Source organism: Algibacter miyuki (assembly GCF_030409805.1).
In the GTDB taxonomy this organism is placed as follows: Bacteria; Bacteroidota; Bacteroidia; order Flavobacteriales; family Flavobacteriaceae; genus Algibacter; species Algibacter miyuki.
Genome location: NZ_JAUFQP010000004.1, coordinates 127,023 through 153,319 on the forward strand (window position 1 = coordinate 127,023; position 26,297 = coordinate 153,319).

Here is a 26,297-nt window from a genome sequence, read left to right on the forward strand (position 1 = left end):
AAACCTCACTTAACAAATGAGAATCAAAAGTAATTAAATTTTATAATTAAAAGTGTGCGTAATTTAATAGGATTATTTTCTGAAACGTTAATTCTAGAAAATAAAAAACTCCGATATTGCTATCGGAGTTTAAAAGTATAAAAAATTTTGTTTTTTTATTCTTCTTCGTTTGATGCTTCCGCTTCAACTTCAGGGGCAGCTTCTTCAGCTACTTCTTCAACAGCTGGAGTTGCCGCAGCAATTCTAGCTTCGTTAACCGCTTTTTCTGCTGCAAATGCATCAGCTTTAGCTTTTGCTTCCGCTTCAGATAAACCATCAGCTTTCGCTTGAACTTTTCCTGTTTTTTCTTCTAACCAAGCTGCAAATTTTGCTTCTGCTTGCTCTTCAGTTAAAGCTCCTTTTCTAACACCACCGGCAAGGTGATTTTTAAGTAAAGCGCCTTTGTAAGACAATAAAGTTTTTGCTGTATCGGTTGGTTGTGCACCGTTTTGTAACCATGTTACAGCGCCATCAACGTTTAATTCAACAGTTGCTGGGTTTGTGTTTGGATTGTAGACACCTAATTTCTCTAAGTATTTACCGTCTCTTTTTGATCTTGCATCGGCTGCAACGATCCAGTAAAAAGGTTTTCCTTTTTTACCGTGTCTTTGTAATCTGATTTTTACTGGCATAATAATTAATTAATTGAGGTTCGCGACCTCGGTTATTAATAAGGGCGCAAAGATACTATAAAAATTTAATTATCAGCTTATTATTTCTTTTGAAATTACTCTAAAATTGATTCGTTTGTTAGAAAAGTAAACAAACAGGCGTTGGCACAGCGTAATCCTTTAAAAATGTGAGTTTTCCTGAAACCAAATCGATACTAAAAACAGCTATATTATTACTTCTTCTATTGGCCACAAGTACAAATTTACCTGTTGGGTCTAAAGTAAAGTTTCTTGGCCAATCTCCGTGCACACTTATATTTTGAATTTTATCAATGGTTCCCGTTTTTGTGTTTCGTTTAAAAACAACAATAGAGTTTTCGCCACGGTTAGAACCATATAAAAAGCGCTCGTCTTTAGATAAATGGATGTCTGCACAAGCATTTTTTCCGTTATAGTTTTCATCTAAAGTAGAATCGTGATCAATTTGTTCAAATTTATTTTTTGTTCTTTTAACCGTTGTTATCGAGCTTCCGTGTTCGTTAATAATATAAATATACTTTCCATTTTTACTAATACAAAAGTGGCGTGGTCCAGGATTACCTTCCATTTCTACAATAGCAGAAGTTTTTAATTTATATGCATCTTCCTTTAATTGATATTGGTATACGGCGTTACGCCCTAAATCGGCAACAAACAAATCTTTTTTATAAAATTGAGCAGAATGGGCATGCGATTTTTCAGAAGCGGCGTTATGATCGAAAATCTGAGAAGCTTCATTTAAACTACCATCTTTATTGATGTCGAATAAAGAAACCGTGCCACTTGTATAGTTGGAAACGACAGCTTTTTTTCCTTTTTTATCAATAGAGATATGGCAAGCAGCAGTGCCATGCGCTTTTGCGCTATTGATATTAGCAAGAGTTCCATTATCTAAAATTTTATAAGATGAAACATAATCGCCTTCAGTTCCAGTTTCAGCTCTGTTTACAGCATAAATATATTTTCTGTCTGCCGAATAAGATAGAAAAGTAGGACTCGATGCTTTTATGGCTAACGTTTTATTGCTTAATTCTCCTGTTTCCGTATTGAATTCAAGTTTATATATGCCTTCACTGTCGCCTGCGGTGTATGTGCCTACATAAAGCGGCGTATTTTGAGCGTAAAAATTGAAAAAGGATAGTGATGCGAATATTAAAAGAATTGATTTCATAGTTTTATGTTGGGTTTTAGAATTTTAAATTTATGCTAAATTATAATAAAATATATTGCTAACTGTTAACTATTCTTAATGTAAACATAAATACTGTTAAATGGCTTGACAACAGCGGTTTTATTGGTTATATTAGAAGTGTACGATGTGATACAATAGGCATCTTAAAAGAATTTATTGAAATTTAAAATGAAAAAGATAACATGAATTATACTGAAGAAATTTCAAAGAAGTTAAACAATTTATTAATTAAAAATTATGATGCCGAAAAAGGGTATTTAAACGCGATTGATAATATTGAAGACAATAGATTAAAAATGTTTTTTAAACGTCGCGTTTCAGAACGTAGTGCGTTTGCCGACGAATTAAGAACGGAAATATTGCGTTATGGAGAGTTCCCCGAAAATGACGGAAGTATTAAAGGCGTTGTGCATAGAAATTGGGCCACTTTAAAATCGGCCATGAGTTCTAATAATGAGGAAACTATTTTAGAAGAAACCATTCGTGGTGAAAAAGCAAGCTTGGAAGAGTATAATAATATTTTAAAAGATAGAAATTTACCACCAAGTATCGATGCGTTGTTGTATAAACATAAAAATGCCATACAAGCATCTATTAACACCGAAAAATCATATAAAGAAATGGTGTCATAAATATTTAGTGTTAAATAATATAAGAGCAATCTAGACGGGTTGCTCTTTTTTTGTTTAAAACTCTTTGCGGCTTCAATCCAAAAAAGAAAATATTATCTGTATTTTTATACACTTTTTCTACTCAAATTTTCTTTTCGAAGTGAAGGAAATAAACTAGAGGTTAAACCATTTAACGTCAAATAATTAAACAACAAGGATGTATTTAATTTTCGATACCGAAACCACAGGATTACCAAAACGTTGGGACGCACCCATAACCGATACAGACAATTGGCCAAGGTGTATTCAAATTGCATGGCAGTTGCACGACGAGATGGGAAACTGTATTGAGCATCAAGATTATTTGGTGAAGCCCGAAGGCTTTAATATTCCGTATGATGCCGAGAAAATTCATGGTATTTCTACCGAACTGGCACAAGAACAGGGTATTCCGTTAGCCGAAGTTTTAGAGAAGTTTAATGAAGCATTAGGTAAAACTAAGTTTGTTGTTGGGCAAAATGTAAAGTTCGATTTAAATATTATGGGCGCCGAGTTTGTACGTGGCGATGTAGAAAACCCATTGCAAGAACTTCCTGTTTTAGATACTTGTACCGAACATACGGCTAATTTATGCCAAATCCCTGGTGGACGTTATGGTAAGTTTAAATTACCAACATTATCAGAATTACACGAACATTTGTTTAATGTTGGTTTTTCTGAAGCGCATAATGCTACGGCCGATGTGGAAGCAACCACGCGTTGTTTTTTCGAGTTGATGCGTTTGGGAGAATATACCAAAGAGCAATTAGATGTTGAGCCTGAGTATTTTCAGAATTTTAATGAGGCCAATCCGGCGACTATTGATCTTATTGGTTTAAAACACATAAACCTAAAGCGTGAAAGTGCCAAGATTCTTGCGCGTATAAAGAAAAGTGAAGACACCGGGTTATCTTCCGAAGATATTAAGCAAAATGTTTCAGCTTTAGCCGATGTCGATTTTGTTCATCTACATAATCACTCGCAGTTCTCGGTATTACAATCTACAATGGGGGTTGCCGATATTGTTTCCGCAGCAGCGGAGTATAATATGGAAGCTGTAGCACTTACCGATCATGCCAACATGATGGGGGCTTTTCACTTCGTAAACGCGGTAAATAAACATAACGGCGGGGTAAAAGCGAAAAAGAAAGAAGCTGAAATTACAGGAGCGACGGTTACCGCAAAAGAAATGAAGCCTATTATTGGTTGTGAGTTTTTTGTGTGTGAAAACCATTTAGATAAGTCGAGAAAAGATAACGGTTATCAAATTGTGATAATCGCCAAAAATAAAAATGGCTATCATAATCTAGCAAAATTATCATCGCATGCCTTTGTAAATGGGTTCTATTATATACCAAGAATTGATAAAAAATTAATAGAAGAGTATAAAGAAGATTTAATTGTTTTAACAGGGAATTTATATGGTGAAGTACCAAGTAAAATCCTGAATATTGGTGAAAATCAAGCCGAAGAAGCATTACTTTGGTGGAAAGAACAATTTGGAGACGATCTATATGTGGAGATTATGCGCCACAATCAAGAAGATGAAGATCGTGTAAATCCAACATTAATTTCTTTGGCAAGAAAACACGATGTAAAATTAGTAGCTTCAAATAATACGTATTACAGAAAGAAAGAAGATTCTAATGCTCACGATATTTTATTGTGTGTAAAAGATGGAGAAAAACAAGCAACCCCAATAGGTCGCGGTCGTGGATACCGTTATGGTATGCCAAACAAGGAGTATTATTTTAAATCTCCCGACCAAATGAAGGAGCTTTTTAAAGATGTTCCCGAGGCTATTTCTAATGTACAAGAAGTTGTAAATAAAGTTGAGGCTTATCAATTAGCACGTGATGTATTATTGCCTGCTTTCGATATTCCGGAACAATTTGTTCACGAAGAAGATAAAGAAGATGGAGGTAAACGTGGTGAAAATGCATTTTTACGTCATTTAGTTTATGAAGGTGCTAAAAAACGTTACGGAGAAGAACTCTCGGAGGTTGTTATAGAGCGTCTCGATTTTGAGTTGGGCGTAATTGAAAAAACAGGATACCCTGGGTATTTCCTTATTGTAGAAGATTTTATTCGTGAAGCGCGGAACATGGATGTTTCGGTTGGTCCTGGTCGTGGTTCTGCTGCAGGGTCGGTTGCTGCATATTGTTTGTGGATTACAAATATTGATCCGCTTAAGTATGATTTACTTTTTGAGCGTTTCTTAAATCCCGATCGTGTAAGTATGCCCGATATTGATATCGATTTTGATGATGAAGGTCGAAGTCGAGTTATGGATTATGTAATCGAGAAATATGGCTCGAACCAAGTGGCACAAATTATTACATACGGTACTATGGCGGCCAAATCGTCTATTCGTGATACCGCACGTGTATTAGATTTACCGCTGTTTGATGCTGATAGAATTGCAAAGTTAATCCCGAATATGTCTAAACTCGGAAAGATTTTTGGTCTTTCGGAAAAGGAGCTCGGACAAAAATTTAGAGCAGAAGATTTAGAGAAAGTTAATGAACTTTTAAATATTGCAGACGGTAATGATTTACAAGCCGAAACTTTAAACTTAGCTAGAACGCTAGAAGGGTCGGTAAGAAATACAGGAATTCATGCTTGTGGTGTTATTATTACTCCAGATGATATTACCAAATTCGTACCGGTTTCATTGGCAAAAGATTCCGATTTATATGTTACCCAGTTTGATAACTCGGTGGTGGAAGATGCCGGATTACTAAAAATGGATTTCTTGGGGTTAAAAACATTAACCCTGATTAAAGATACCGTTAAAATTGTAAAAGCGAAACATGATATTCTTTTGGATCCTGAAACGTTTCCGTTAGATGATGAAGAAACTTATGCGTTATTCCAACGTGGAGAAACGGTTGGGGTATTTCAGTATGAATCGCCTGGTATGCAGAAACACTTACGTGATTTAAAGCCTACTGTTTTTGAAGATTTAATTGCCATGAATGCCTTGTATCGTCCGGGGCCAATGGAATATATTCCTAGTTTCGTTCGTAGAAAGCACGGCGATGAAGATATTGAGTACGATTTACCTGCCATGGAAGAATACCTAAAGGAAACTTATGGTATTACCGTTTATCAAGAGCAAGTAATGCTACTGTCGCAAAGTTTGGCTGGGTTTACCAAAGGTGAAGCCGATGTCTTGCGTAAGGCAATGGGTAAAAAGCAAATTGCCGTTCTTGATAAAATGAAACCTAAGTTTATTGAGCAGGCCAGCGCCAACGGACACGATGCTAAAATTCTAGAGAAAGTTTGGAAAGATTGGGAAGCCTTTGCGAGTTACGCCTTTAATAAGTCTCACTCTACATGTTATGCATGGATTGCTTACCAAACAGCATACTTAAAAGCGCATTACCCTGCCGAATATATGGCGGCTGTTTTATCGAACAACATGAACGATATTAAACAGGTTACATTCTTTATGGAAGAGTGTAAGCGTATGAAGCTAGATGTTCTTGGTCCTGATGTTAATGAGTCGTTTTATAAGTTTTCAGTAAATAAAGATTATGCCGTGCGTTTTGGAATGGGCGCCATAAAAGGTGTAGGGCATGGTGCTGTAATAACTATTGTAGAAAACAGAGAAAAAGATGGTCCATATAAGTCTATTTTCGATTTTGCAAAACGAATTGATTTGCGTGCAGCTAATAAAAGAGCTTTTGAAAACTTAGCTTTAGCCGGTGGTTTTGATGGATTATCCGATACACATCGCGCACAATATTTTCATGATGATGGTTCGGGGATTACCTTTTTAGAAAAAGCTATTAAATACGCACACAAGCATAAAGAAAACGAAAACTCGGCACAAGTGAGTTTGTTTGGTGAAGCGAGTGATGTGCAAATACCAGAACCCGAAGTGCCGCCTTGTGAAGAGTGGGGGACAATGGAAAAATTAAGCAAAGAACGCGAAGTGGTAGGCGTTTATATTTCAGGGCATCCGTTGGACGATTTTAAAACTGAAATGAAAACCTTTTGCAACGGTACCGTAGGAATGTTTAATAACTTAGAACCTTATGTTAACCGAGAAATTGTTTTTGGTGGTGTAGTTACCGATGTTATTCATCGTGTAAGTAAGCAAGGAAAAGGTTGGGGTATGTTTACTATTGAAGATTATACCGATAGTTTTGAATTCCGAATTTTTGGTGAAGAATATTTAAAATACCGTCACTTCTTGATGCACAACAACTTCGTGTTTGTGAAATCGTTTGTACGTGAAGGTTGGACCAATAAAGATACCGGTAAAAAAAGTGATCCACGATTGCAGTTTAATAGTTTTCAATTACTACATGATGTGATGGAGAATTATGCTAAAAAACTATCTATTCAATTGGACATCAAAGACCTTACGGAACAAAAGGTAATTGCCTTAAAAGAATTAATGAATTTGCACCCAGGAAGTCAAGGGGTTAATTTTTTAGTTTATGATATGAAAGAGAAAATTAAAATATCGATGATTAGTAGAACTCAAAAGGTTAAGGTTTGTCAAGAGCTTTTAGGTGAGCTAGAGTCACAACATGTAAAGTATAAGTTGAATTAATAAAGTTAAAGCCGAAATCACATTCGGAATAATTATTGTTAAATCTAAAGAAAAACGAAGCTATGAAACTTATAAAAACTCTAGCCCTACTACTTCTAGTGGCATCTTGTGCACCTATTTACGTAAACTATGATTACGAAAAAGGAACCGATTTTTCAAAATATAAAAGTTATAACTACTACGCCGATATGAAAACCGGTTTAAGTGAACTCGATACGAAGCGCCTGTTAAATGCCTTAGACGAACAATTGCAAGTCAAAGGTATGTCATTATCCGATACACCCGATTTCTTTATCGATATTAAAAGTACCGAATTTCAAGGCGCACAAAAACAAACCGTAGGCGTTGGTCTTGGTGGTGGAGGCCGTAACGTCGGTGGCGGAATTTCTATAGGTTTACCTATTGGTCAAGCACAAGTTACTAGGCAGCTTACTGTCGATTTTGTAGACGAAAATATCAAGCAGCTCTATTGGCAAGCCGTAAGTGAATCTAGTTTCAATCCAAACCAAACTCCCGAAAAACGCGAAGCACGATTAAATGCCATAGTTTCTAAAATATTAGCTAAATATCCTCCGAAGAAATAGAGCGTTAACGTGAACTTGATTTATGAAAAGCGTTATAGAATTGCTATTCTTTCACCAGTTTTTTACTAGCCAAAAGCACATTTTTAGAATAGAAATTAGCTAAGTAAATCCCAGAAGATAGTGTACTAATATCTAGCGTTGAGGTGTTTAAATTTGAAAGTGTTTTTGACACAATTTTTCGGCCATCGACACTTATTATGTCAACGGTTATCATTTCTGTAGCCTCACTTTCAAATTTCAAATTAATACTATCTGAAGCAGGGTTGGGATACATTAAAATTTTAAAATAATCACTTAAGCTTTCAATAGTTTCAAGCCCTAAAGTAGATTGATTTATTGTCCAAGTTACGGTGCTAATATGTGTTGTTTCGTGGTTGTCTATCTTTAAAAGTGCCGTGTTATCATGGATTACCGTGGTAAGTGTATTAATTCCTGTGTTTAAATCGGGCTCTACAATAGTAACACCATCAACATTACTTGCAAAAGCGTTACCGTTCAGAATCCACGAGCTTTCTAAGGTGTTTGGGTTGGGCTTAATCAAGGTTAAATCAAAATTTATAGGAAATTCAGGGTTGTTTACTGTCGTGTTGTTTGGAGAATATTTTTCTAAAGGTGATATTAAATCGTGAAACTTCTCAATCATACCCTCTTTACAAACCGAACAAAAACTTTGACTTAAAACTTCCATTTTGCAACTTCCGTTTGCGGGTTTGTACCATTTTTCACCTGCTGAGGTTGTGCCATTTAGATGGACATCAATAGCATTTGTGCCTATCCAATTTTTCCATTTTACTGCAGTAATATTAGATTCAGCGCTCATATTAATAGCTTCTCCAACGTGTATATCACCAGGGTAATATTCATCTTTCAAATTAAAAAAGGAATGTCCAATTTCGTGTATTGCAACTTGTTGGCCTGCAGGATCTGTCGATGCCATCGGAAATTCGCCGCCACTACCACCATAATAAGGCGAATTCACTAAAATTAAAGCTTGATCGTAAGTTGGGAAATTGTCGGTTAATACGCTATTAATTTTCAATTCAGTATTATTCGCATAGTTTTCATCTATTTCATAAAATAATAAATAGTGAAGGTCGAAGGAATCAAAAGTGGCATTAAAATAAGTGTCCACATCGGTTGTTGGTATCGGGAAGTTAGTTTCGTAATAAGTAGACCCTGTACCTGGGTGGTCGGCACCACTTTCGGCCGACGGCACATAAATAATATGGACATTAAAAAAGTTAGCATATTCCGAGAAAGGTGGCGTGCTAAATATAGTATTTGTATAAGTTATAGCATCGGTTTTAAATTTAGCAAATTCAGTGCTTTGGTAACCTTCACTTAAAATGACTAAATTCAGTCTTTTATCATTATCACCGTTATTTTGTATAGTTTCTTGCGTAAAAACTTGTGCAGAAACAATCTGAAAATTTATAATAAAAAAAAGTAGATATAGATGTTGTTTCATATCAATTAATCTTAGTGATTATTAACGATTTGGTGTTTTGTAGCGAATCAATAATTTCACTTAGTTCTATGGTTTTTGTGGCGTTACTTAGTTGTAACCTAAGAGAAAACGGTGTTTTTTTAGTTTTAATAGTTTTCTTTTCAAGCGCTAGCGAATCATAAGTGTATTCAATGGTTTTCAAAAGTGGGTTTTCAATAGCCTGTTTTGTAATTAGTGCTTTGTTTTTATCAAATTGCGAGCAAACTAAGTCCCCAATATGGCCTTGCGCGATGTATTTAGAGCTGCTATTTCTAAGTCTACCCTCAACTGTTTTTTGATTTATGAATGTTGCGGTTTTTTTACCGTTTTCAGCTTCTGATAGATTATAGTTTAAAAAGATAATTTTAGGGTGTGTTTCTTTACTAATATCTATTTTAGAAACATGCGGTTTTGTTGCACAATTTGTACTCACGATGAAAAGCATCATGAAAAAGGAAGATTTAAACTTGTAAAATATAGTACGTTTTGGGGCTACTTTTTTCACAAAATAAGGAATAAGACTACAAAGTTACGGATAAAAAAATAGAGTGATATGGTTTAAAAACTTCGCTATTCTTTGGCGTGTTAAGTTTTATCTTTATTTTGAACGCATGAAAACGTATATAGCGCTATTACGAGGTATAAATGTTGGTGGAAAAAATAAAATTCTCATGGCAGAACTTCGGAGTTTGTTAGTTGGAATGGGGTTAGAAAATGTGAAGACCTACATTCAAAGTGGTAATATTCTTTTTAATGCAGAAGATAATACCTGTGTTGAATTAGAAACGCAAATCAATATAGCTATTTTATCAAAATTTAACTTAGATGTGCCAGTACTTGTAAAAACACCGGAAGATTTACAGCACATTTTTGATAGCTGTCCTTTTTCTGAAGAAGAAAAACAAAACAGTTATTTTATGATGCTTTACTCAAAACCAGAAAACAATTTAGTTGAAACGGTTTTAGAAATAGAATATCAAAATGAGCGCGTAAACATCAGCGGAAGTTGTATTTATTTCTATGCTTCTCACGGCTATGGTAGAACCAAATACAATACTAATTTTTTTGAACGAAAACTGAAAGTAACGGCCACCGCTCGAAATTATAAAACCATGTTGAAGTTGCTAGAATTATCACACGCATAAATTTTAAAACACAAGTGCTTTGTATATGGTTTCGCCATTAGATATTTCTTATTTTTGCCAAAACAAGCTAATAGGTTAGCCTAATATTATAACATGACTGAAACCGATTTTATCCCAAAACCATACTCAAAATCTATTAATAACGGAAGTTTTACATGGAGTTCGCCAAGTAATATTGCTTTGGTGAAATATTGGGGGAAAAAGAAAGATCAAATTCCAGAAAATCCATCTATTAGCTTTACGCTCGATAACTGTAAAACTACAACCAAGCTTAGTTTTTCTAAAAAAGACAATCAAAATGAGTTTTCATTTGATGTGTTTTTAGATGATGAAAAAAAGGACGATTTCAAATCGAAAATTGAAACATTTTTCAAGCGTATTGAAGCTTATTTACCGTTTTTAAAAGATTATCATTTTAAAATTGAAACTTCGAATACCTTTCCGCATAGCTCAGGAATTGCTTCTTCTGCTTCCGGAATGAGCGCATTGGCTTTGTGTTTAATGAGTGTTGAAAAGGAACTTAGTGAAGCTATTTCTGATACATTATTTATTCAGAAAGCATCATTTTTAGCACGTTTAGGTTCAGGAAGTGCCTGTCGAAGTTTAGAAGGCGATTTAGTTGTTTGGGGAAACCATGCTGAAATTGATGGTAGTTCCGATTTATATGGTGTAAAATATCCGTTTGAAGTGCACCAGAATTTTAAAAATTATAATGATACCATATTGTTAGTTGATAAAGGTGAAAAACAAGTGAGTAGCACTGTTGGGCATAATTTAATGTACGGCCACCCGTTTGCAGCACAACGTTTTGATCAGGCTGCAGAAAATTTGTCTAACATAAAAAGCATATTAAAAACGGGGGATTTAGATGCGTTTATCGCCTTGGTAGAAAGTGAAGCCCTAACGCTGCACGCCATGATGATGACCAGTATGCCGTATTTTATTTTAATGAAACCCAATACCATGGAAATTATTAATAAAATTTGGGCTTTTCGTGAAGCTACGAATTCTAAGGTTTGTTTTACACTAGATGCCGGAGCCAATGTACACGTGCTTTATCCTGAAAATGAAACGGAAGAAGTTCAAGGTTTTATAAAAACAGAACTTGCAATTTATTGCCAAAAAGGAGAGTATATTAATGATAAAGTAGGCTTTGGAGCTAAATTGATAGTTAGTGAATAAAGCTGGTTTGGTTATAGAATTCAATAATATATCATGTTTCTATATCTAAATTCAAATCAAAAAATCAGTATTAAAAATAAAAGTGTTAATTTTGCATTAAATATTGTAAATTCACGTAATAAGCTGGCATACAGTAAAAAATGAATTTGTAATATTTAAACCCTAATCAATTTAAAAGGTGACGTGTTATAAATGTTGTGTCTTAATAATACAACAATGTGCCATGTTTTACTTTTAAAACTAATAAGCTATTATGAAAGGACCTTTATTTTATTCAAAAATATTACTCTTTGGAGAGTATGGAATTATCAAAGATTCCAAAGGTTTGTCTATTCCATATAGTTTTTATAACGGCGCATTAAAAACAGATGAAAATCCATCGGAAATAGCGATTGCTTCTAATGCCAGTTTAAAACGTTTTGTAGGGTATTTAGAAAATATTAATCGGGAATTGGTGGTTTTCGATGTTGATTTAATGAAAGCACATGTTGATGCAGGTATGTATTTTGATTCGTCTATACCGCAAGGTTACGGCGTAGGAAGTAGCGGCGCTTTGGTTGCGGCTATTTATGATAAATATGCTGAAGATAAAATTACGGTTTTAGAAAATTTAACACGCGAAAAATTACTTAAATTAAAAACGATTTTTTCTGAAATGGAATCTTTTTTCCATGGGAAATCGTCTGGTTTAGATCCTTTAAATAGTTATTTAAGTATTCCAATTCTTATCAATTCTAAAGATAATATAGAAGCTACAGGCATTCCGGCGCAACAGAGCGATGGAAAAGGCGCTGTCTTTTTAATTGATAGTGGTATTATTGGCGAGACTGCACCAATGGTGAGTTTGTTTATGGAAAACATGAAACAAGAAGGGTTTCGTAGTATGTTGAAAAATCAGTTTATAAAACATACCGATGCTTGTGTTGACGATTTTTTAAAAGGCGATGTAAAATCTTTATTTAGAAACACGAAAAGTTTGTCGAAAGTTGTTTTAAGTCATTTTAAACCAATGATTCCACAACAGTTTCATGAACTTTGGAAAAATGGTATCGATACTAACGATTATTACCTAAAACTTTGTGGTTCTGGTGGTGGTGGTTATATTCTTGGTTTTACTGAAGATATAAATAAAGCAAAACAAGCGCTTTCAGAATATAAATTAGAAGTTGTTTATAATTTCTAAATCATTTTTTCTATTCTGAAGACTTTCAGGATTTTTTCAAAAAGCACATTTTTTTATGCTATCGAGAAAACAAAAACACATTCTTCTTAAGTTTTTTAGTATGTTTTCGGTGGTGCGTGGTTACAATATTCTTGTAGTCGTTATTGCTCAATATTTAACAGCTATTTTTATTTTGGCGCACGATATGGCGTTGAAGGATGTAGTTTTCGATATCAACTTATTTATGCTTGTTTTGGCTTCTTCGGCTACTATTGCAGGCGGTTATATTATTAATAATTTTTACGATTCGGAAAAAGATTTAATCAATCGGCCCATAAAATCAAAGCTGGATAAATTAGTCAGTCAAAACACCAAACTGTCGTTCTATTTTGTACTTAATTTTGCAGCTGTTGTTATGGCAAGTTATGTATCGTTTCGAGCGGTAATCTTTTTCTCTGCCTATATTTTTGGTATTTGGTTTTACTCTCATAAGCTCAAAAAAATACTTTTTATTGGTAATTTAGTGTCTGCCATTTTAACGCTAACACCGTTTTTTGCTATATTTATGTATTACAAAAATTTCGAACATGTTATTTTTGTACACGCCATTTTCTTGTTTTTAATGATGTCTATGCGCGAACTCACTAAAGATTTGGAGAATATAAAGGGCGATTTAGCTCAAAATTATAAAACCATCCCAATTGTATACGGAGAAAAGGCTTCCAAAGGCATGTTAACTATTTTGGCAGTTTTAACGGGGGTACCTATTAGTTTACTCCTCTCGCGTTTCGATATAGGTTATATGTATCTGTATTTCTATTTATGTGTTGTTTTGTTATTGGTTTTTATGGTTATATTATGGAAATCGAATACAAAAACGCATTATTTAATACTTCATAACATCTTAAAATTCATAATTGTGGTTGGAGCCTTTAGTATCGTACTTATTAAGGTGAGTGTGGTTTTAAACAGGATTTAAGGGTGTGAAATAGCTTGATATTATACTTTTTATTCAATTAAGGAGTGAGTATTCGTGTTTTCAGAAAAACAAAAAGGGAAACTTAAATCGCCAATCATAATTTTAAATATATCTTTGCAGAAAATTATAAGTCATGAACAGACATCAAGGAACTAGCGGAAAAGGAAAACCATCGGGAAGAGGGCAAAAGAGCGACGTTAAAAAAGGAGTAGCTAGAGGAGGCGATGGCGGAAAAAGTAAAAGTTTTTCTAGAGGTAATGCACCTATTAAAAAAGGAAATCCTGCACCTAAAAAAGCGAGTAATCCGGATGAGATTAGACTGAATAAATATATCGCAAATTCTGGTATATGTTCACGTCGTGAGGCTGATGATCATATTGCTATTGGTTTAGTAACTGTTAACGGTAAAGTAGTTACCGAAATGGGGTACAAAGTGAAAATAGAAGATGAGGTGCGTTATGATGGTGCACGTATTAATCCAGAGAAAAAAGCGTACGTGTTACTTAACAAACCTAAGGGGTTTGCTACAACTACTAGCGAAGGTAAAGGCCGTACAGTAATGGATTTAGTTGCCAATGCAACAACATCGCGTATAAAACCGATTGGACGTTTAGGAAGAAATTCTAAGGGTTTAATTTTATTCACGAATGATGAAACGGTTATGGCAAAATTCACCAATTCTAAGCATGGTGTACCGCGTTTATTTCATATTGAGTTGGATAAAAATTTGAAACTTGAAGATTTAAAAAAGATTCAGGCTGGGTTTAAAATTGAAGGCAAACAAATAACGGTTGAAGAAATTAGTTATATCGATGGTGCTTCGAAAAAAGAAATTGGGTTAAAAATTAAGAATACAGGAAATACCATTATCCGTAGTATTTTCGAGTATATTAAGTACGAGATTGTAACGTTGGATTGTGTTGCTATTGGACATTTAACAAAAAAAGATATTCCTCGTGGTAGCTGGAAACATTTAACAGAGCAAGAATTGAATACTTTAAAAATGCTTTAAGTATTAAAGTTAAATAAATTTAAAAATCGAGTGTTATGTTTTCGTGAGAAGATATAACACTCGATTTGGTTTAGGGTGTATCGTGAATTTTTTTGTGATGTCGTCGTTAGGAGGTATCGTGCACGATTTTTTATAGAGATTTCTTTTTTTTTGATGATGAAATCTTGCATTTTATCGGGATAATAAAGCCGTGTGTTTTTGATTTTTTTAATAGGTTTTGGTTGTAAATTATACCGTTTTATGGTGTGAAATATGCTTTGCGGATATGCCCGCGTTAGGGATAGAACGGCCTGTTTGAGCTCTTTTTGTGTTGTTGCGCTTATGCAACACAAAAAAGCGAGTAGTGATAGCCCGACCCTTGTGGTAACGCACCTAAAAAAATATTTCAAAAAAAAACACAAAAAAGCTTGTAATTCAATTTTTTGTATTTCATTTGCAAAATATTAGCTGAACAACTTGAACTATGTTTCTGTGTTCGGGCTTTTGAAAATTAGGAAGTCATATTCAAAAGCTGCTTACCGATTAAGCGACCGAATTTTAAAGCTAACTTCCGTATCTGCCATATATGCTATCCAGTATAAATACGGTTTTGTGCCTACTACTGAACGGGAAATTCAAATTTGATTTTATTTTTTATTGACTTAACGTGTAGTTAATCTACAATTTATATCTTTAACTTAAATAAAACCATAACACATTGAATACTAAATATATTGATTTAATAAATCAGACATACGATTTCCCACAAGAAGAATTTACATTAGAAAATAAAACATTACAATTTCACGGGGTAGACCTTATGGAGTTGGTTGAAACTTACGGCGCACCGTTAAAATTTACTTATTTACCGCAGATTTCGAACAATATTAATCGTGCAAAAAAATGGTTTGCCGATGCAATTGAAAAAACCGATTACAAGGGCAATTACAATTATTGCTATTGTACAAAAAGCTCGCATTTTAAACATGTTTTAAATGAGGCTTTGAAAAATGATATCCATATTGAAACCTCGTCGGCTTTTGATATTGATATTGTTGAAAACCTGAAGAAGGAAGGCAAAATTACTGATGATACTTATGTAATTAGCAACGGTTTTAAACGTGCGCAATATGTTACAAATATTGCTCGATTGATAAATAATGGTCATAAAAATGCCATTCCAATTATTGATAATTACGAAGAAATTGAATTGCTTTCTAATGAAATTGAAGGAGATTTTAATGTAGGTATTAGAATTGCTTCGGAAGAAGAACCAAAATTTGAGTTTTATACCTCGCGTTTAGGTATTGGTTACAAAAATATTGTACCTTTTTACAAAGATCAAATTCAGAATAACAAAAAGGTGAATTTAAAAATGCTTCACTTTTTTATAAATACTGGTATTCGCGATAACGCTTATTACTGGAACGAGCTTACAAAATGTTTACGCGTTTACACAAATTTGAAAAAGATTTGCCCAACCTTAGATAGTTTGAATATTGGTGGCGGTTTTCCAATTAAAAACTCCTTAGTTTTTGATTACGATTACGCTTATATGGTTGAAGAAATTGTAAACCAAATTAAAATTGTTTGCGATGAGGAAGGTGTAGATGTTCCTAATATTTTTACTGAATTTGGAAGCTTTACTGTTGGAGAAAGTGGTGGTGCGGTTTACGAAGTGTTATACCAAAAACAACAAAACGATCGTGAAAAATGGAATATGATAAACTCATCATTCATTACAACTTTACCAGATACTTGGGCTATTAACAAACGCTTTGTGATGTTGCCTTTAAACCGTTGGAACGATAGTTACGAGCGTGTTTTATTGGGCGGATTAACTTGCGATAGTGATGATTATTATAATAGTGAACAACACATGAACGCTATTTATTTGCCAAAATACAATAAAGAGAAACCTTTATATATTGGATTTTTTAACACAGGCGCTTATCAAGAAACCATTGGAGGCTTTGGAGGTTTGCAGCACTGTTTAATTCCGTCACCAAAACATATTTTGATTGATAGGGATGAAGATGGAAACATCACAAAGAAAATATTTAGTGAACAACAAAAAAGTGAAGACTTACTTAAAATTTTAGGTTATGAGCAATAATACCTACGCTGGAATTGGAGAAGAGTTTGCAAAAAAAGAAACTGCAAAAATTGTTTTAATTCCCGTACCTTATGATGGTACAAGCACTTGGCAAAAAGGAGCAGATAAAGGTCCGAAAGCATTTTTAGATGCATCGGAAAATATGGAGCTTTACGATATAGAAACCGGAACGGAAGTTTATAGACAAGGGGTTTATTTAGCTGATGCAGTTACTGAAAATGATTCGCCAGAAGCCATGGTGGAAGCTGTGCATAAAGCGACTAAAAAATATATCAAGAAAAATAAATTTGTAACAGTTTTTGGTGGCGAGCATTCTATTTCTATTGGAACCATTCGTGCTTTTAACGAAATGTACCCGAGTTTAACGGTTTTGCATATTGATGCACATGCCGATTTACGTAAAGAATACGACGGTTCAACATGCAACCATGCTTGTGCAGTTTACGAAGCGAGCCAAACAACCAACTTAATTCAAGTTGGAATTCGCTCTATGGATGTTATGGAAAAAACCGTAATGGACGAAGATAAAACGTATTTTGCTCACGATATGGCAGTGGATGATACTTGGATGGATTCAGCAATCGATCAAATGACGGATAATGTATTTATCACTTTCGATTTGGATGCTTTTGATCCTTCAATTATGCCAAGCACAGGAACACCGGAACCAGGCGGTTTATTATGGTACGAAACTTTAGATTTTTTAAAACAGGTTTTTCAAGAGAAAAATGTGGTAGGTTTCGATATTGTTGAACTTTGCCCAAATAAAAAAGAGAAATCATCCGATTTTTTAGCCGCAAAATTATATTATAAAATGTTGAGCTATAAATTTATGGATGCGTCGGTAGACGAAGATTACGATAACGCTTACGATAATTCAAAACAAAAAAATAACGCTTCTAAATTCACTGATGACGATGAGTACTAAAGGACCAATTTCGCAATTTATAGAAAAACATTACTTACACTTTAACGCTGCTGCTTTAGTCGATGCTGCAAAGGGTTACGAAGCTCAGTTAAATTCTGGTGCTAAAATGTTGGTGTCTTTAGCGGGGGCTATGAGTACTGCTGAATTAGGTAAAAGTTTTGCTGAAATGATTCGTCAAGATAAAGTACAAATCATCTCATGTACAGGTGCTAATTTAGAAGAAGATATCATGAATTTGGTAGCGCATTCTCATTACAAACGTGTGCCAAACTACCGTGATTTAACACCGGAGGATGAGTGGGCTTTGTTAGAAAAAGGGTTAAACCGCGTAACTGATACTTGTATTCCTGAAGAAGAAGCTTTTAGAAGATTACAAGAGCATATTGTTAAAATTTGGAAAGATGCCGAAGCTAATGGCGAACGTTTTTTACCTCATGAGTATATGTACAAAATGTTACTTTCTGGTGTTTTAGAAGAATATTACGAGATTGATTTAAAAGATTCTTGGATGTACGCTGCAGCGGAAAAAAACCTACCTATTGTTTGTCCAGGTTGGGAAGATAGTACTATGGGGAATATATTTGCAAGCTACGTTTTAAAAGGCGAGCTGAAAGCTAGTACTGTAAAATCAGGTATTGAATACATGACGTTTTTAGCCGATTGGTACACCGATAATTCATCTAAAGGTATTGGCTTCTTCCAAATTGGAGGTGGTATTGCGGGAGATTTCCCAATATGTGTAGTGCCTATGTTATACCAAGATATGGAACGTACTGATACGCCATTCTGGAGTTATTTTTGTCAAATTAGCGACTCAACAACCAGTTATGGTTCGTATTCTGGCGCAGTACCAAACGAGAAAATCACTTGGGGTAAATTAGATATTAATACACCAAAATTCATTATTGAAAGTGATGCAACTATTGTTGCTCCATTAATCTTTGCTTATTTATTAGGTCAATAAATCATGGACTCAAAAAAAATTGAAAATATAGAATTAAAGTACTTAACCGTTGATGATTTTGAGGAATTAAAAGCAGCAACGTTAGAGTCTTATGGCGGTGTGCTCGATTCATATTGGAAAAAAGATCACATTCAAAAATTAACCACCATGTTCCCAGAAGGACAGGTGGTTATTAAAATTGATGGAAATCTAGCGGGTTGTGCTTTGTCGCTTATTGTAGATTACGATAAAATTGACGACGACCATACATATAATGATATCATTTCTGGCGAATCATTTAAAAATCACGACCAAGACGGTGATGTGCTTTATGGTATCGATGTGTTTATAAAACCAGAATATAGAGGTTTACGATTAGGTAGACGACTTTATGATTATAGAAAAGAGGTTTGCGAAAACTTAAATTTAAAAAGTATTGTTTTTGGTGGGCGTATGCCAAACTATCATAAGCATAAAGAACTCACACCTAAAGAATATATTGAAAAAGTAAAACGGAAAGAAATTCACGATCCGGTTTTAAATTTTCAAATATCTAACGATTTTCATCCGGTTCGCGTTTTAAAAAATTACTTAGCTGGTGATACCGCTTCGAGCGAATATGCCGTTTTAATGGAATGGGATAATATCAATTATACCAAACCAAATAAAAAAGCGAGCAGTGTAAAAACTGTTGTGCGTTTAGGTTTAATACAATGGCAAATGCGCCCGTATGCTGGTTTGGAAGATTTAATGCAACAGGTAGAATATTTTATTGATAGCGTTTCTGCATATCGATCAGATTTCGCCGTGTTTCCTGAATTTTTTAATGCGCCACTTATGGCCAAATTCAATCATTTACACGAGCCTGATGCTATTAGAGAGCTAGCTAAATTTACCGAAACTATTGTAAATAGGTTGAAACAGTTATCTATTTCGTACAACATCAATATCATTTCGGGCAGTATGCCAGAGTTGGTAGATGATAAATTGTATAATGTAGGCTATTTATGTAGACGTGACGGAAGTTTTGAACGTTACGAAAAAATTCATGTAACGCCAGACGAAGCTAAAGTATGGGGTATGCAACGCGGAAATAAACTAAAAACTTTTGAAACCGACTGTGGAAAAATAGGAGTTTTAATATGTTACGATTCTGAATTTCCGGAATTATCACGTTTATTGTCTGATGAAGGTATGGATATTTTATTTATTCCATTTTTAACAGATACACAAAACGGATATTCGCGTGTACGATTATGCGCTCAAGCCCGTGCTGTAGAAAACGAATGTTATGTGGCCATTTCAGGAAGCGTTGGTAATTTACCAAACGTTAATAATATGGACATCCAATATGCGCAATCTGCCGTATTTACACCGTGCGATTTTTCATTTCCAAGCAACGGTATCAAAGCCGAAGCAACAACAAATACAGAAATGATTTTGGTTGCCGATGTCGATTTAAGCTTATTAAGAGAATTGCACTCTTTTGGAGCAGTTAAAAATTTAAAAGACAGACGTAAAGATTTTTACGATGTTATTCGTGTAAAATAAGTATATTTAACTTGTAATTAATTCCTTTCGCACAAGAAAAATGAAAAATAGAAATGATAATTTAAAACGTGTTATCGTTGATTTTAAAAAATTAACGCCAGAAATTTTAGCATTATTAGTCGCTAAATATCCAGACGGTTATGATGATGATCATATTATTTCATTCAAAAATGTAAATAATGAACTCATTGAAGCTGTAGAAGTGACTACTGAAGATACTAAGTATTTAGTAAAAGTGAGTACCAAGTTAGAGGTAACTATGGAGAATTACGATGAAGATGATTATGAAGATTTTGATGATAATGATCCAGAAGCGGTACAAGAACCAGATATGGAAGATGATGAGGATTAGAAAAATCAATAAATAAAACTATTATATTATGAGAACTGCTGTTTTTAAATCTTTCAAAAACGGTTATTTTAATTTTTGGTTTGAAAATGGCGAGGAATTAGCTTTTGAAGAAGTACATCCTCGCGTTTTAAAGCAATTCGACTTAAAAAACGATAAGGACTTGGTCGATCAAGAATTCAACATCACATTTGTTGAAGATTCTGATGGAGAAGATCATATTTATCGTGTCCAGAGTTTAAAACTAATTTCAATTTAGAAAACCGCAAGCATAGCATTTTGTACGTTCACTACTAGTGGTTTTAAGCTAAAATCACTTTAAGTAATTCGGACTTGTATGGTAGACCCGTTTCCGATAATTTTTTCAAATTAATTTTTAAATTTTATCAAAAATGAAAACAAAATTTTTAGTGCTTTCAAGTGTATTAGTGATGTCGGTTATTATGTTTTCTAGTTTCAAAACAGAAAACGTAAATGCTATAGAAATTAAAAGTCAAGATGAGCTTGTAGTAAAAGGAACTTACGATGGGCATGAAGATTATGGTTATAATTTCATAGTCTTAGATTCTGAAGGAGTAGAAATCACTTTAACTTTTGAAAGAGTAGAGCAATCGGTTTTAGATACTTTCAAATTAGATTCAGAAGATTTAATTAATAAAAAGTTTAAAATAACTTATAAAGTAAGTGCGGAAACAGAAATTGATGACGAGGGTACAAAGTATGACATCGATGTGAATACCATAATAAAATTAGAGGCTTTATAAACCGTAAATTCTCAAAACATAAAACTAAGCTTCCAATTTGGAAGCTTTTTTTGTAGCAATTTCCCAGAAAAACACGGTGTAAACCACGGCATATTCCAGAGTAATAACCCATAGATTTTCCGATTTGTCAGCTTTGTCTACATTTACATAAGCCAAATAACTTAGTATAATTACAAAACTCCAAACCAACGGAAACTTATATTTTGTAAACACACTCAAAATTAAAAGTGTTGCCACATACCAAGGATGTACGGTTGTAGTAGTAAAATAGTAAAATGATAAAGCCAATAACATGGCCGAAATTAATTCTATAGTAGTTCTGTTTTTTCTAAAAAAGGTGATTGCTAAAATAAACAGAATCACCAAAACAGGCGTTATTTTACCAATAATAGCAATCTCGTTATAACCTCTAAACGTATAACCAATTTCCCGAAGTATATAATACAAACTGCCGTTAAATTCAAAATTCTGAAACCAAAGCCCAACCGTTTTCGCATAGTTACTAATAAACTGATCGGAATAAAAAGGAGCGAAAAGCAGTAAAATAGTTGCTCCAACAATCCCATAAAAACCAATAAGTTTAGGTAAACCTTTGAGGAAATTAGATTTCGTATTGGCAGTACTTGTTGTGTTTCTCATTATAAACCATTGAAAAACGAGTGGTAAAAACATCAACGGAATCAATTTTACCGAAACCGAAAGAGCCAAAACCACCGCCGAAATTTGCCATTTTCCGCAATGCAATAAATACAAACTCCATATTAAAAAGAAAATCATCACACCTTCAAAATGTAAATTCCCCGTAAGTTCAATAATTATAAACGGATTCAGAATAAACCAAAAGATGTTGTAAGCCGGCAAATCGAGTTTTTTAAGTAATTTTTTTCCAAAGTGAAGCGTACCAAAATCTGCTGCAATAATCAATAAACGCATCACCATTGCCGATCCTAAAATACTTTTACCAGCAAAAATCCCAGCAATAAAGAAGCAAAACTGATTTATTGGTGGATAATTCGTAAAATGGCTCCCGTTAAGCGGACCCATACCGGCATACAAAGCTTCCGCTTGTGCTACCGGAAAATTGCCCCTAGTAATAAACTGCTCTGGTGTGTATAAATAAGGATTCAAACCAGCCAATAGCATGCGCCCATCCCAAATAAAACGATAGAAATCCTGAGATAAATTAGGGATTGATAAAATAAAAACCGCCCGAAACCCAAAAGCTAAATACGTTAAAGCCTTAATATTATCCTTTAAAGCGAGTACTAATTTGTAAAACAGCCCGAATAACGCCACATAAAGCGCAACTAATTTCACATACTCCGTGCGCACCAAATCATAAGCAAAAAACCAATAAAGCACAATACTCAAAAGCCCCAACACCAAAGGCGCTCGGTTCAATTTAAAAAAAGCCGAATTCAAAAACATGACGTAAAGATATTAAACACAAAGTCGATATAGTCATAAATCCACCCACATACTTACATCACAATCAAAATTTGGGCGTTCCCCTTCGGGTCGGGCTTTCCGCTATATCTTTTTTTCGCTAAAAAACTCAAAAAAGGATGCCGCCTCAATCCCTAACGCGGGCCAGTCCGCCGGGTTTGTTTTTTTTAAGTTAATACAAGTCCTATATATAGGAGGAGGTTTTTTGAAATCCAGGTCAGCAATTATAAGCATTATCAAATATTAGTCAACCCTCATCCCATTAACCCTTAGTCTATTAAAAACTAAATGATCTTAATCTAAAAAAAACACGAATAAAAAGGTTGTCAGAACCAAAAAGGTATCTATATTTGCACCCCGCTAAAAAAGGTAACACTTCAAAGCGTAACGTTCATATCAAGGTTAAATAATTCAGAAATTAAAAGGGAATAAATTTCTTTTAAAAAAAGGATTAAAAAGCATGGTGAGTTTCAGAAAAGGTTGTAAGTTTGCAGCCGCTAAAAACGGCAACGAATTTAGTGAGAAGTTCATAAAAAGATTATTGAATTGTTATAAAAAAGGGGTTTAAATCTTTTTTAAATAAAAGTTAAATAATTATTGTGGAAGTTAAAAAAGGGTTTTATATTTGCACCCGCTTAGCGAATTAGTTTGCTAGTAAAGATAGAGAAAAAAGTTCATAAACATATTGAATTGACAGCGTAAGATTAATTTGGAAACGAATTAATTTAACAAAGAGAATAGACCATTTTGAGTATTAGAGATTCTAATTAGTTGTTAAAAGTAATAGTGGAAACACTTAAAAATTTAACGATGAAGAGTTTGATCCTGGCTCAGGATGAACGCTAGCGGCAGGCCTAACACATGCAAGTCGAGGGGTAACATTGTGCTTGCACAGATGACGACCGGCGCACGGGTGCGTAACGCGTATACAATCTACCTTTTGCTGCAGGATAGCCCAGAGAAATTTGGATTAATACTGCATAGTATGCATTAGCTTCATGGCTTTTGTATTAAAGGTTACGGCAAAAGATGAGTATGCGTCCTATTAGCTAGATGGTAAGGTAACGGCTTACCATGGCAACGATAGGTAGGGGCCCTGAGAGGGGGATCCCCCACACTGGTACTGAGACACGGACCAGACTCCTACGGGAGGCAGCAGTGAGGAATATTGGACAATGGAGGCAACTCTGATCCAGCCATGCCGCGTGCAGGATGACTGCCCTATGGGTTGTAAACTGCTTTTATACAGGAAGAAACATCTCTACGAGTAGAGACTTGACGGTACTGTAAGAATAAGGATCGGCTAACTCCGTGCCAGCAGCCGCGGTAATACGGAGGATCCAAGCGTTATCCGGAATCATTGGGTTTAAAGGGTCCGTAGGTGGATAATTAAGTCAGAGGTGAAAGTTTGCAGCTCAACTGTAAAATTGCCTTTGATACTGGTTATCTTGAATCATTATGAAGTAGTTAGAATATGTAGTGTAGCGGTGAAATGCATAGATATTACATAGAATACCAATTGCGAAGGCAGATTACTAATAATGTATTGACACTGATGGACGAAAGCGTGGGGAGCGAACAGGATTAGATACCCTGGTAGTCCACGCCGTAAACGATGGATACTAGCTGTTCGGAACTTGTTTCTGAGTGGCTAAGCGAAAGTGATAAGTATCCCACCTGGGGAGTACGTTCGCAAGAATGAAACTCAAAGGAATTGACGGGGGCCCGCACAAGCGGTGGAGCATGTGGTTTAATTCGATGATACGCGAGGAACCTTACCAGGGCTTAAATGTAGATTGACAGGTTTAGAGATAGACTTTTCTTCGGACAATTTACAAGGTGCTGCATGGTTGTCGTCAGCTCGTGCCGTGAGGTGTCAGGTTAAGTCCTATAACGAGCGCAACCCCTGTTGTTAGTTGCCAGCGAGTCAAGTCGGGAACTCTAACAAGACTGCCAGTGCAAACTGTGAGGAAGGTGGGGATGACGTCAAATCATCACGGCCCTTACGTCCTGGGCTACACACGTGCTACAATGGTAGGGACAGAGAGCAGCCACTGGGCGACCAGGAGCGAATCTATAAACCCTATCACAGTTCGGATCGGAGTCTGCAACTCGACTCCGTGAAGCTGGAATCGCTAGTAATCGCATATCAGCCATGATGCGGTGAATACGTTCCCGGGCCTTGTACACACCGCCCGTCAAGCCATGGAAGCTGGGAGTGCCTGAAGTCCGTCACCGTAAGGAGCGGCCTAGGGTAAAATCGGTAACTAGGGCTAAGTCGTAACAAGGTAGCCGTACCGGAAGGTGCGGCTGGAACACCTCCTTTCTAGAGAAAGACGACTAATTAAGTATCAAAAACTATTATGAGAGATAGTTTATTCTCAAAGCTGTTAATTTAAACAAACAATTTAGTAGAGTCTCATAGCTCAGCTGGTTAGAGCGCTACACTGATAATGTAGAGGTCGGCAGTTCGAGTCTGCCTGAGACTACTAAGTACTAAATAAAGGAAATTCTAGAAGAGGACTATCCACCAAAAAGTCGGCAACAAGCGACTGCATACTGCAGACTGTGGACTGTTAACTTAAAGAAATGGGGGATTAGCTCAGCTGGCTAGAGCGCCTGCCTTGCACGCAGGAGGTCATCGGTTCGACTCCGATATTCTCCACAAGGTTATCGCAAGATAACAGAAAGTTCATTGACATATTGAAACAAGATACATGAAATTAAATTAGATAATAATCTAAATTAAATATAATAATTGTATGATTAGAGTTGTGCACCACGAGCGCACAATATCTAATTAAGTTATTATTTGTTATATCGTAACAAATAGTAACGAAACTCATTAAAAAAGCAAAAAGTACAATAAGCTAAATAAGGGCGTATGGGGAATGCCTAGGCTCTCAGAGGCGATGAAGGACGTGATAAGCTGCGAAAAGCTACGGGGATCGGCACACACGATTTGATCCGTAGATATCCGAATGGGGCAACCCACTATATTGAAGATATAGTATGCAGTAATGCAAGCAAACCCGGAGAACTGAAACATCTAAGTACCCGGAGGAGAAGAAAACAAAAGTGATTCCGTTAGTAGTGGCGAGCGAACGCGGATTAGCCCAAACCAGTATTGTTACGGCAATGCTGGGGTTGTAGGACCACGACATTAGAAGCATGATGAATTAGAATTGTTTGGAAAGACAAGCCAAAGACGGTGATAGCCCGGTATAAGTAAAGAGTGTGGATATAGTGGTATCCTGAGTAGTGCGGGACACGAGTAATCCTGTATGAAACAGTCGGGACCATCCGATAAGGCTAAATACTCCTGAGAGACCGATAGTGAACTAGTACCGTGAGGGAAAGGTGAAAAGAACCCTGAATAAGGGAGTGAAATAGAACCTGAAACCATACGCTTACAAGCGGTCGGAGCGGAATTTATTCTGTGACGGCGTGCCTTTTGCATAATGAGCCTACGAGTTACCGTTGCTAGCAAGGTTAAGGACTTCAGGTCCGGATCCGAGCGAAAGCGAGTCTGAAATAGGCGCTTAGTTAGTGTGGTAGACGCGAAACCGTGTG

General features: G+C 35.3%; 20 protein-coding genes, 2 tRNA genes and 2 rRNA genes. 19 read left to right on the plus strand and 5 right to left on the minus strand.

The genetic code is table 11. From position 1 onward, the window contains the following. Positions 1-155: 155 nt before the first annotated feature. Both QWY92_RS02735 and QWY92_RS02740 read right to left on the minus strand, forming a co-directional pair. Entirely contained in the window at positions 156-671 is a 516-nt protein-coding gene (locus QWY92_RS02735; protein ID WP_290268395.1) for a 30S ribosomal protein S16, read from the minus strand. Positions 672-789: 118 nt separating this feature from the next. Beyond that, positions 790-1,860: a lactonase family protein gene (locus tag QWY92_RS02740; protein WP_290268396.1), complete on the minus strand. Its 1,071-nt coding sequence runs from the start codon at positions 1,858-1,860 to the stop codon at positions 790-792. A 203-nt stretch (positions 1,861-2,063) separates the two neighbouring features. Here QWY92_RS02740 and QWY92_RS02745 point away from each other — a divergent pair, with 203 nt between their 5' ends. The 3 genes from QWY92_RS02745 (at position 2,064) to QWY92_RS02755 (ending at position 7,682) form a co-directional block, all read left to right on the plus strand. After that, positions 2,064-2,513, plus strand: coding sequence for a ferritin-like domain-containing protein (locus tag QWY92_RS02745; RefSeq protein ID WP_290268397.1), 450 nt, complete (start codon positions 2,064-2,066; stop codon positions 2,511-2,513). 196 nt (positions 2,514-2,709) lie between these two features. Next, positions 2,710-7,098, plus strand: coding sequence for a DNA polymerase III subunit alpha (gene dnaE / locus QWY92_RS02750; protein WP_290268398.1), 4,389 nt, complete (start codon positions 2,710-2,712; stop codon positions 7,096-7,098). Positions 7,099-7,160: 62 nt separating this feature from the next. Further along, positions 7,161-7,682, plus strand: coding sequence for a DUF4136 domain-containing protein (locus QWY92_RS02755; protein ID WP_290268399.1), 522 nt, complete (start codon positions 7,161-7,163; stop codon positions 7,680-7,682). A 43-nt stretch (positions 7,683-7,725) separates the two neighbouring features. Here QWY92_RS02755 and QWY92_RS02760 read toward each other — a convergent pair whose 3' ends face one another. Then, positions 7,726-9,150, minus strand: coding sequence for a T9SS type A sorting domain-containing protein (locus tag QWY92_RS02760; protein WP_290268400.1), 1,425 nt, complete (start codon positions 9,148-9,150; stop codon positions 7,726-7,728). Between the two features lies 1 nt (position 9,151). Beyond that, positions 9,152-9,616: a hypothetical protein gene (locus tag QWY92_RS02765; RefSeq protein WP_290268401.1), complete on the minus strand. Its 465-nt coding sequence runs from the start codon at positions 9,614-9,616 to the stop codon at positions 9,152-9,154. Positions 9,617-9,779: 163 nt separating this feature from the next. Between QWY92_RS02765 and QWY92_RS02770 the strand changes: the two genes are divergently transcribed. From QWY92_RS02770 to QWY92_RS02825, 12 genes are all read left to right on the plus strand, one after another. Further along, complete coding sequence (locus QWY92_RS02770; RefSeq protein WP_290268402.1) at positions 9,780-10,313, plus strand: DUF1697 domain-containing protein; 534 nt, start codon at positions 9,780-9,782, stop codon at positions 10,311-10,313. A 93-nt stretch (positions 10,314-10,406) separates the two neighbouring features. Next, complete coding sequence (mvaD, locus tag QWY92_RS02775) at positions 10,407-11,495, plus strand: diphosphomevalonate decarboxylase (protein WP_290268403.1); 1,089 nt, start codon at positions 10,407-10,409, stop codon at positions 11,493-11,495. Positions 11,496-11,748: 253 nt separating this feature from the next. Then, positions 11,749-12,678, plus strand: coding sequence for a mevalonate kinase family protein (locus QWY92_RS02780; RefSeq protein ID WP_290268404.1), 930 nt, complete (start codon positions 11,749-11,751; stop codon positions 12,676-12,678). Between the two features lie 55 nt (positions 12,679-12,733). After that, complete coding sequence (locus tag QWY92_RS02785) at positions 12,734-13,636, plus strand: geranylgeranylglycerol-phosphate geranylgeranyltransferase (protein WP_290268405.1); 903 nt, start codon at positions 12,734-12,736, stop codon at positions 13,634-13,636. A 133-nt stretch (positions 13,637-13,769) separates the two neighbouring features. Further along, entirely contained in the window at positions 13,770-14,648 is an 879-nt protein-coding gene (locus QWY92_RS02790) for a pseudouridine synthase (RefSeq protein ID WP_290268406.1), read from the plus strand. Between the two features lie 697 nt (positions 14,649-15,345). Beyond that, the gene (locus tag QWY92_RS02795) at positions 15,346-16,743 is read left to right on the plus strand and encodes an arginine decarboxylase (protein WP_290268407.1); all 1,398 of its coding nucleotides are present in this window, start codon (positions 15,346-15,348) and stop codon (positions 16,741-16,743) included. After that, positions 16,733-17,671 (plus strand): agmatinase, encoded by a 939-nt coding sequence (speB, locus tag QWY92_RS02800; protein WP_290268408.1) that lies wholly within the window; start codon positions 16,733-16,735, stop codon positions 17,669-17,671. Before QWY92_RS02795 ends, speB begins: the two co-directional genes overlap by 11 nt. Beyond that, a complete protein-coding gene (locus QWY92_RS02805; protein WP_133969035.1) occupies positions 17,661-18,635 on the plus strand; it encodes a deoxyhypusine synthase family protein in 975 nt (324 codons plus the stop codon). Before speB ends, QWY92_RS02805 begins: the two co-directional genes overlap by 11 nt. 3 nt (positions 18,636-18,638) lie before the next feature. Beyond that, entirely contained in the window at positions 18,639-20,165 is a 1,527-nt protein-coding gene (locus tag QWY92_RS02810) for a bifunctional GNAT family N-acetyltransferase/carbon-nitrogen hydrolase family protein (RefSeq protein WP_290268409.1), read from the plus strand. A gap of 40 nt (positions 20,166-20,205) precedes the next feature. Then, positions 20,206-20,517 carry a hypothetical protein gene (locus tag QWY92_RS02815; RefSeq protein WP_290268410.1) on the plus strand — a complete coding sequence of 104 codons (312 nt, stop codon included), beginning with the start codon at positions 20,206-20,208 and terminating at the stop codon, positions 20,515-20,517. Between the two features lie 28 nt (positions 20,518-20,545). Further along, a complete protein-coding gene (locus tag QWY92_RS02820; RefSeq protein WP_290268411.1) occupies positions 20,546-20,773 on the plus strand; it encodes a hypothetical protein in 228 nt (75 codons plus the stop codon). 133 nt (positions 20,774-20,906) lie between these two features. Continuing rightward, positions 20,907-21,278, plus strand: coding sequence for a hypothetical protein (locus QWY92_RS02825; protein WP_290268412.1), 372 nt, complete (start codon positions 20,907-20,909; stop codon positions 21,276-21,278). A 24-nt stretch (positions 21,279-21,302) separates the two neighbouring features. On the opposite strand, the gene QWY92_RS02830 is transcribed toward QWY92_RS02825, so the two are convergent. Beyond that, positions 21,303-22,706, minus strand: a complete 1,404-nt coding sequence (locus tag QWY92_RS02830) for an MptA/MptB family glycosyltransferase (RefSeq protein ID WP_290268413.1) — start codon at positions 22,704-22,706, stop codon at positions 21,303-21,305. Between the two features lie 825 nt (positions 22,707-23,531). Between QWY92_RS02830 and QWY92_RS02835 the strand changes: the two genes are divergently transcribed. The 4 genes from QWY92_RS02835 to QWY92_RS02850 all read left to right on the plus strand — a co-directional run. Continuing rightward, positions 23,532-25,050 (plus strand): 16S ribosomal RNA (locus tag QWY92_RS02835). A gap of 89 nt (positions 25,051-25,139) precedes the next feature. Further along, positions 25,140-25,213, plus strand: a tRNA-Ile gene (locus tag QWY92_RS02840). A 102-nt stretch (positions 25,214-25,315) separates the two neighbouring features. Continuing rightward, positions 25,316-25,389, plus strand: a tRNA-Ala gene (locus tag QWY92_RS02845). Positions 25,390-25,588: 199 nt separating this feature from the next. Continuing rightward, positions 25,589-26,297 (plus strand): 23S ribosomal RNA (locus QWY92_RS02850); the annotation flags it as partial.

Excerpts from the sequence above, each read along its gene's own strand:
- QWY92_RS02735 (WP_290268395.1), bottom strand. The coding sequence starts at position 671 with ATGCCAGTAAAAATCAGATTACAAAGACACGGTAAAAAAGGAAAACCT.
- QWY92_RS02740 (WP_290268396.1), bottom strand. The coding sequence starts at position 1,860 with ATGAAATCAATTCTTTTAATATTCGCATCACTATCCTTTTTCAATTTT.
- QWY92_RS02745 (WP_290268397.1), top strand. The coding sequence starts at position 2,064 with ATGAATTATACTGAAGAAATTTCAAAGAAGTTAAACAATTTATTAATT.
- dnaE (WP_290268398.1), top strand. The coding sequence starts at position 2,710 with ATGTATTTAATTTTCGATACCGAAACCACAGGATTACCAAAACGTTGG.
- QWY92_RS02755 (WP_290268399.1), top strand. The coding sequence starts at position 7,161 with ATGAAACTTATAAAAACTCTAGCCCTACTACTTCTAGTGGCATCTTGT.
- QWY92_RS02760 (WP_290268400.1), bottom strand. The coding sequence starts at position 9,150 with ATGAAACAACATCTATATCTACTTTTTTTTATTATAAATTTTCAGATT.
- QWY92_RS02765 (WP_290268401.1), bottom strand. The coding sequence starts at position 9,616 with ATGATGCTTTTCATCGTGAGTACAAATTGTGCAACAAAACCGCATGTT.
- QWY92_RS02770 (WP_290268402.1), top strand. The coding sequence starts at position 9,780 with ATGAAAACGTATATAGCGCTATTACGAGGTATAAATGTTGGTGGAAAA.
- mvaD (WP_290268403.1), top strand. The coding sequence starts at position 10,407 with ATGACTGAAACCGATTTTATCCCAAAACCATACTCAAAATCTATTAAT.
- QWY92_RS02780 (WP_290268404.1), top strand. The coding sequence starts at position 11,749 with ATGAAAGGACCTTTATTTTATTCAAAAATATTACTCTTTGGAGAGTAT.
- QWY92_RS02785 (WP_290268405.1), top strand. The coding sequence starts at position 12,734 with ATGCTATCGAGAAAACAAAAACACATTCTTCTTAAGTTTTTTAGTATG.
- QWY92_RS02790 (WP_290268406.1), top strand. The coding sequence starts at position 13,770 with ATGAACAGACATCAAGGAACTAGCGGAAAAGGAAAACCATCGGGAAGA.
- speB (WP_290268408.1), top strand. The coding sequence starts at position 16,733 with ATGAGCAATAATACCTACGCTGGAATTGGAGAAGAGTTTGCAAAAAAA.
- QWY92_RS02805 (WP_133969035.1), top strand. The coding sequence starts at position 17,661 with ATGAGTACTAAAGGACCAATTTCGCAATTTATAGAAAAACATTACTTA.
- QWY92_RS02810 (WP_290268409.1), top strand. The coding sequence starts at position 18,639 with ATGGACTCAAAAAAAATTGAAAATATAGAATTAAAGTACTTAACCGTT.
- QWY92_RS02815 (WP_290268410.1), top strand. The coding sequence starts at position 20,206 with ATGAAAAATAGAAATGATAATTTAAAACGTGTTATCGTTGATTTTAAA.
- QWY92_RS02820 (WP_290268411.1), top strand. The coding sequence starts at position 20,546 with ATGAGAACTGCTGTTTTTAAATCTTTCAAAAACGGTTATTTTAATTTT.
- QWY92_RS02825 (WP_290268412.1), top strand. The coding sequence starts at position 20,907 with ATGAAAACAAAATTTTTAGTGCTTTCAAGTGTATTAGTGATGTCGGTT.
- QWY92_RS02830 (WP_290268413.1), bottom strand. The coding sequence starts at position 22,706 with ATGTTTTTGAATTCGGCTTTTTTTAAATTGAACCGAGCGCCTTTGGTG.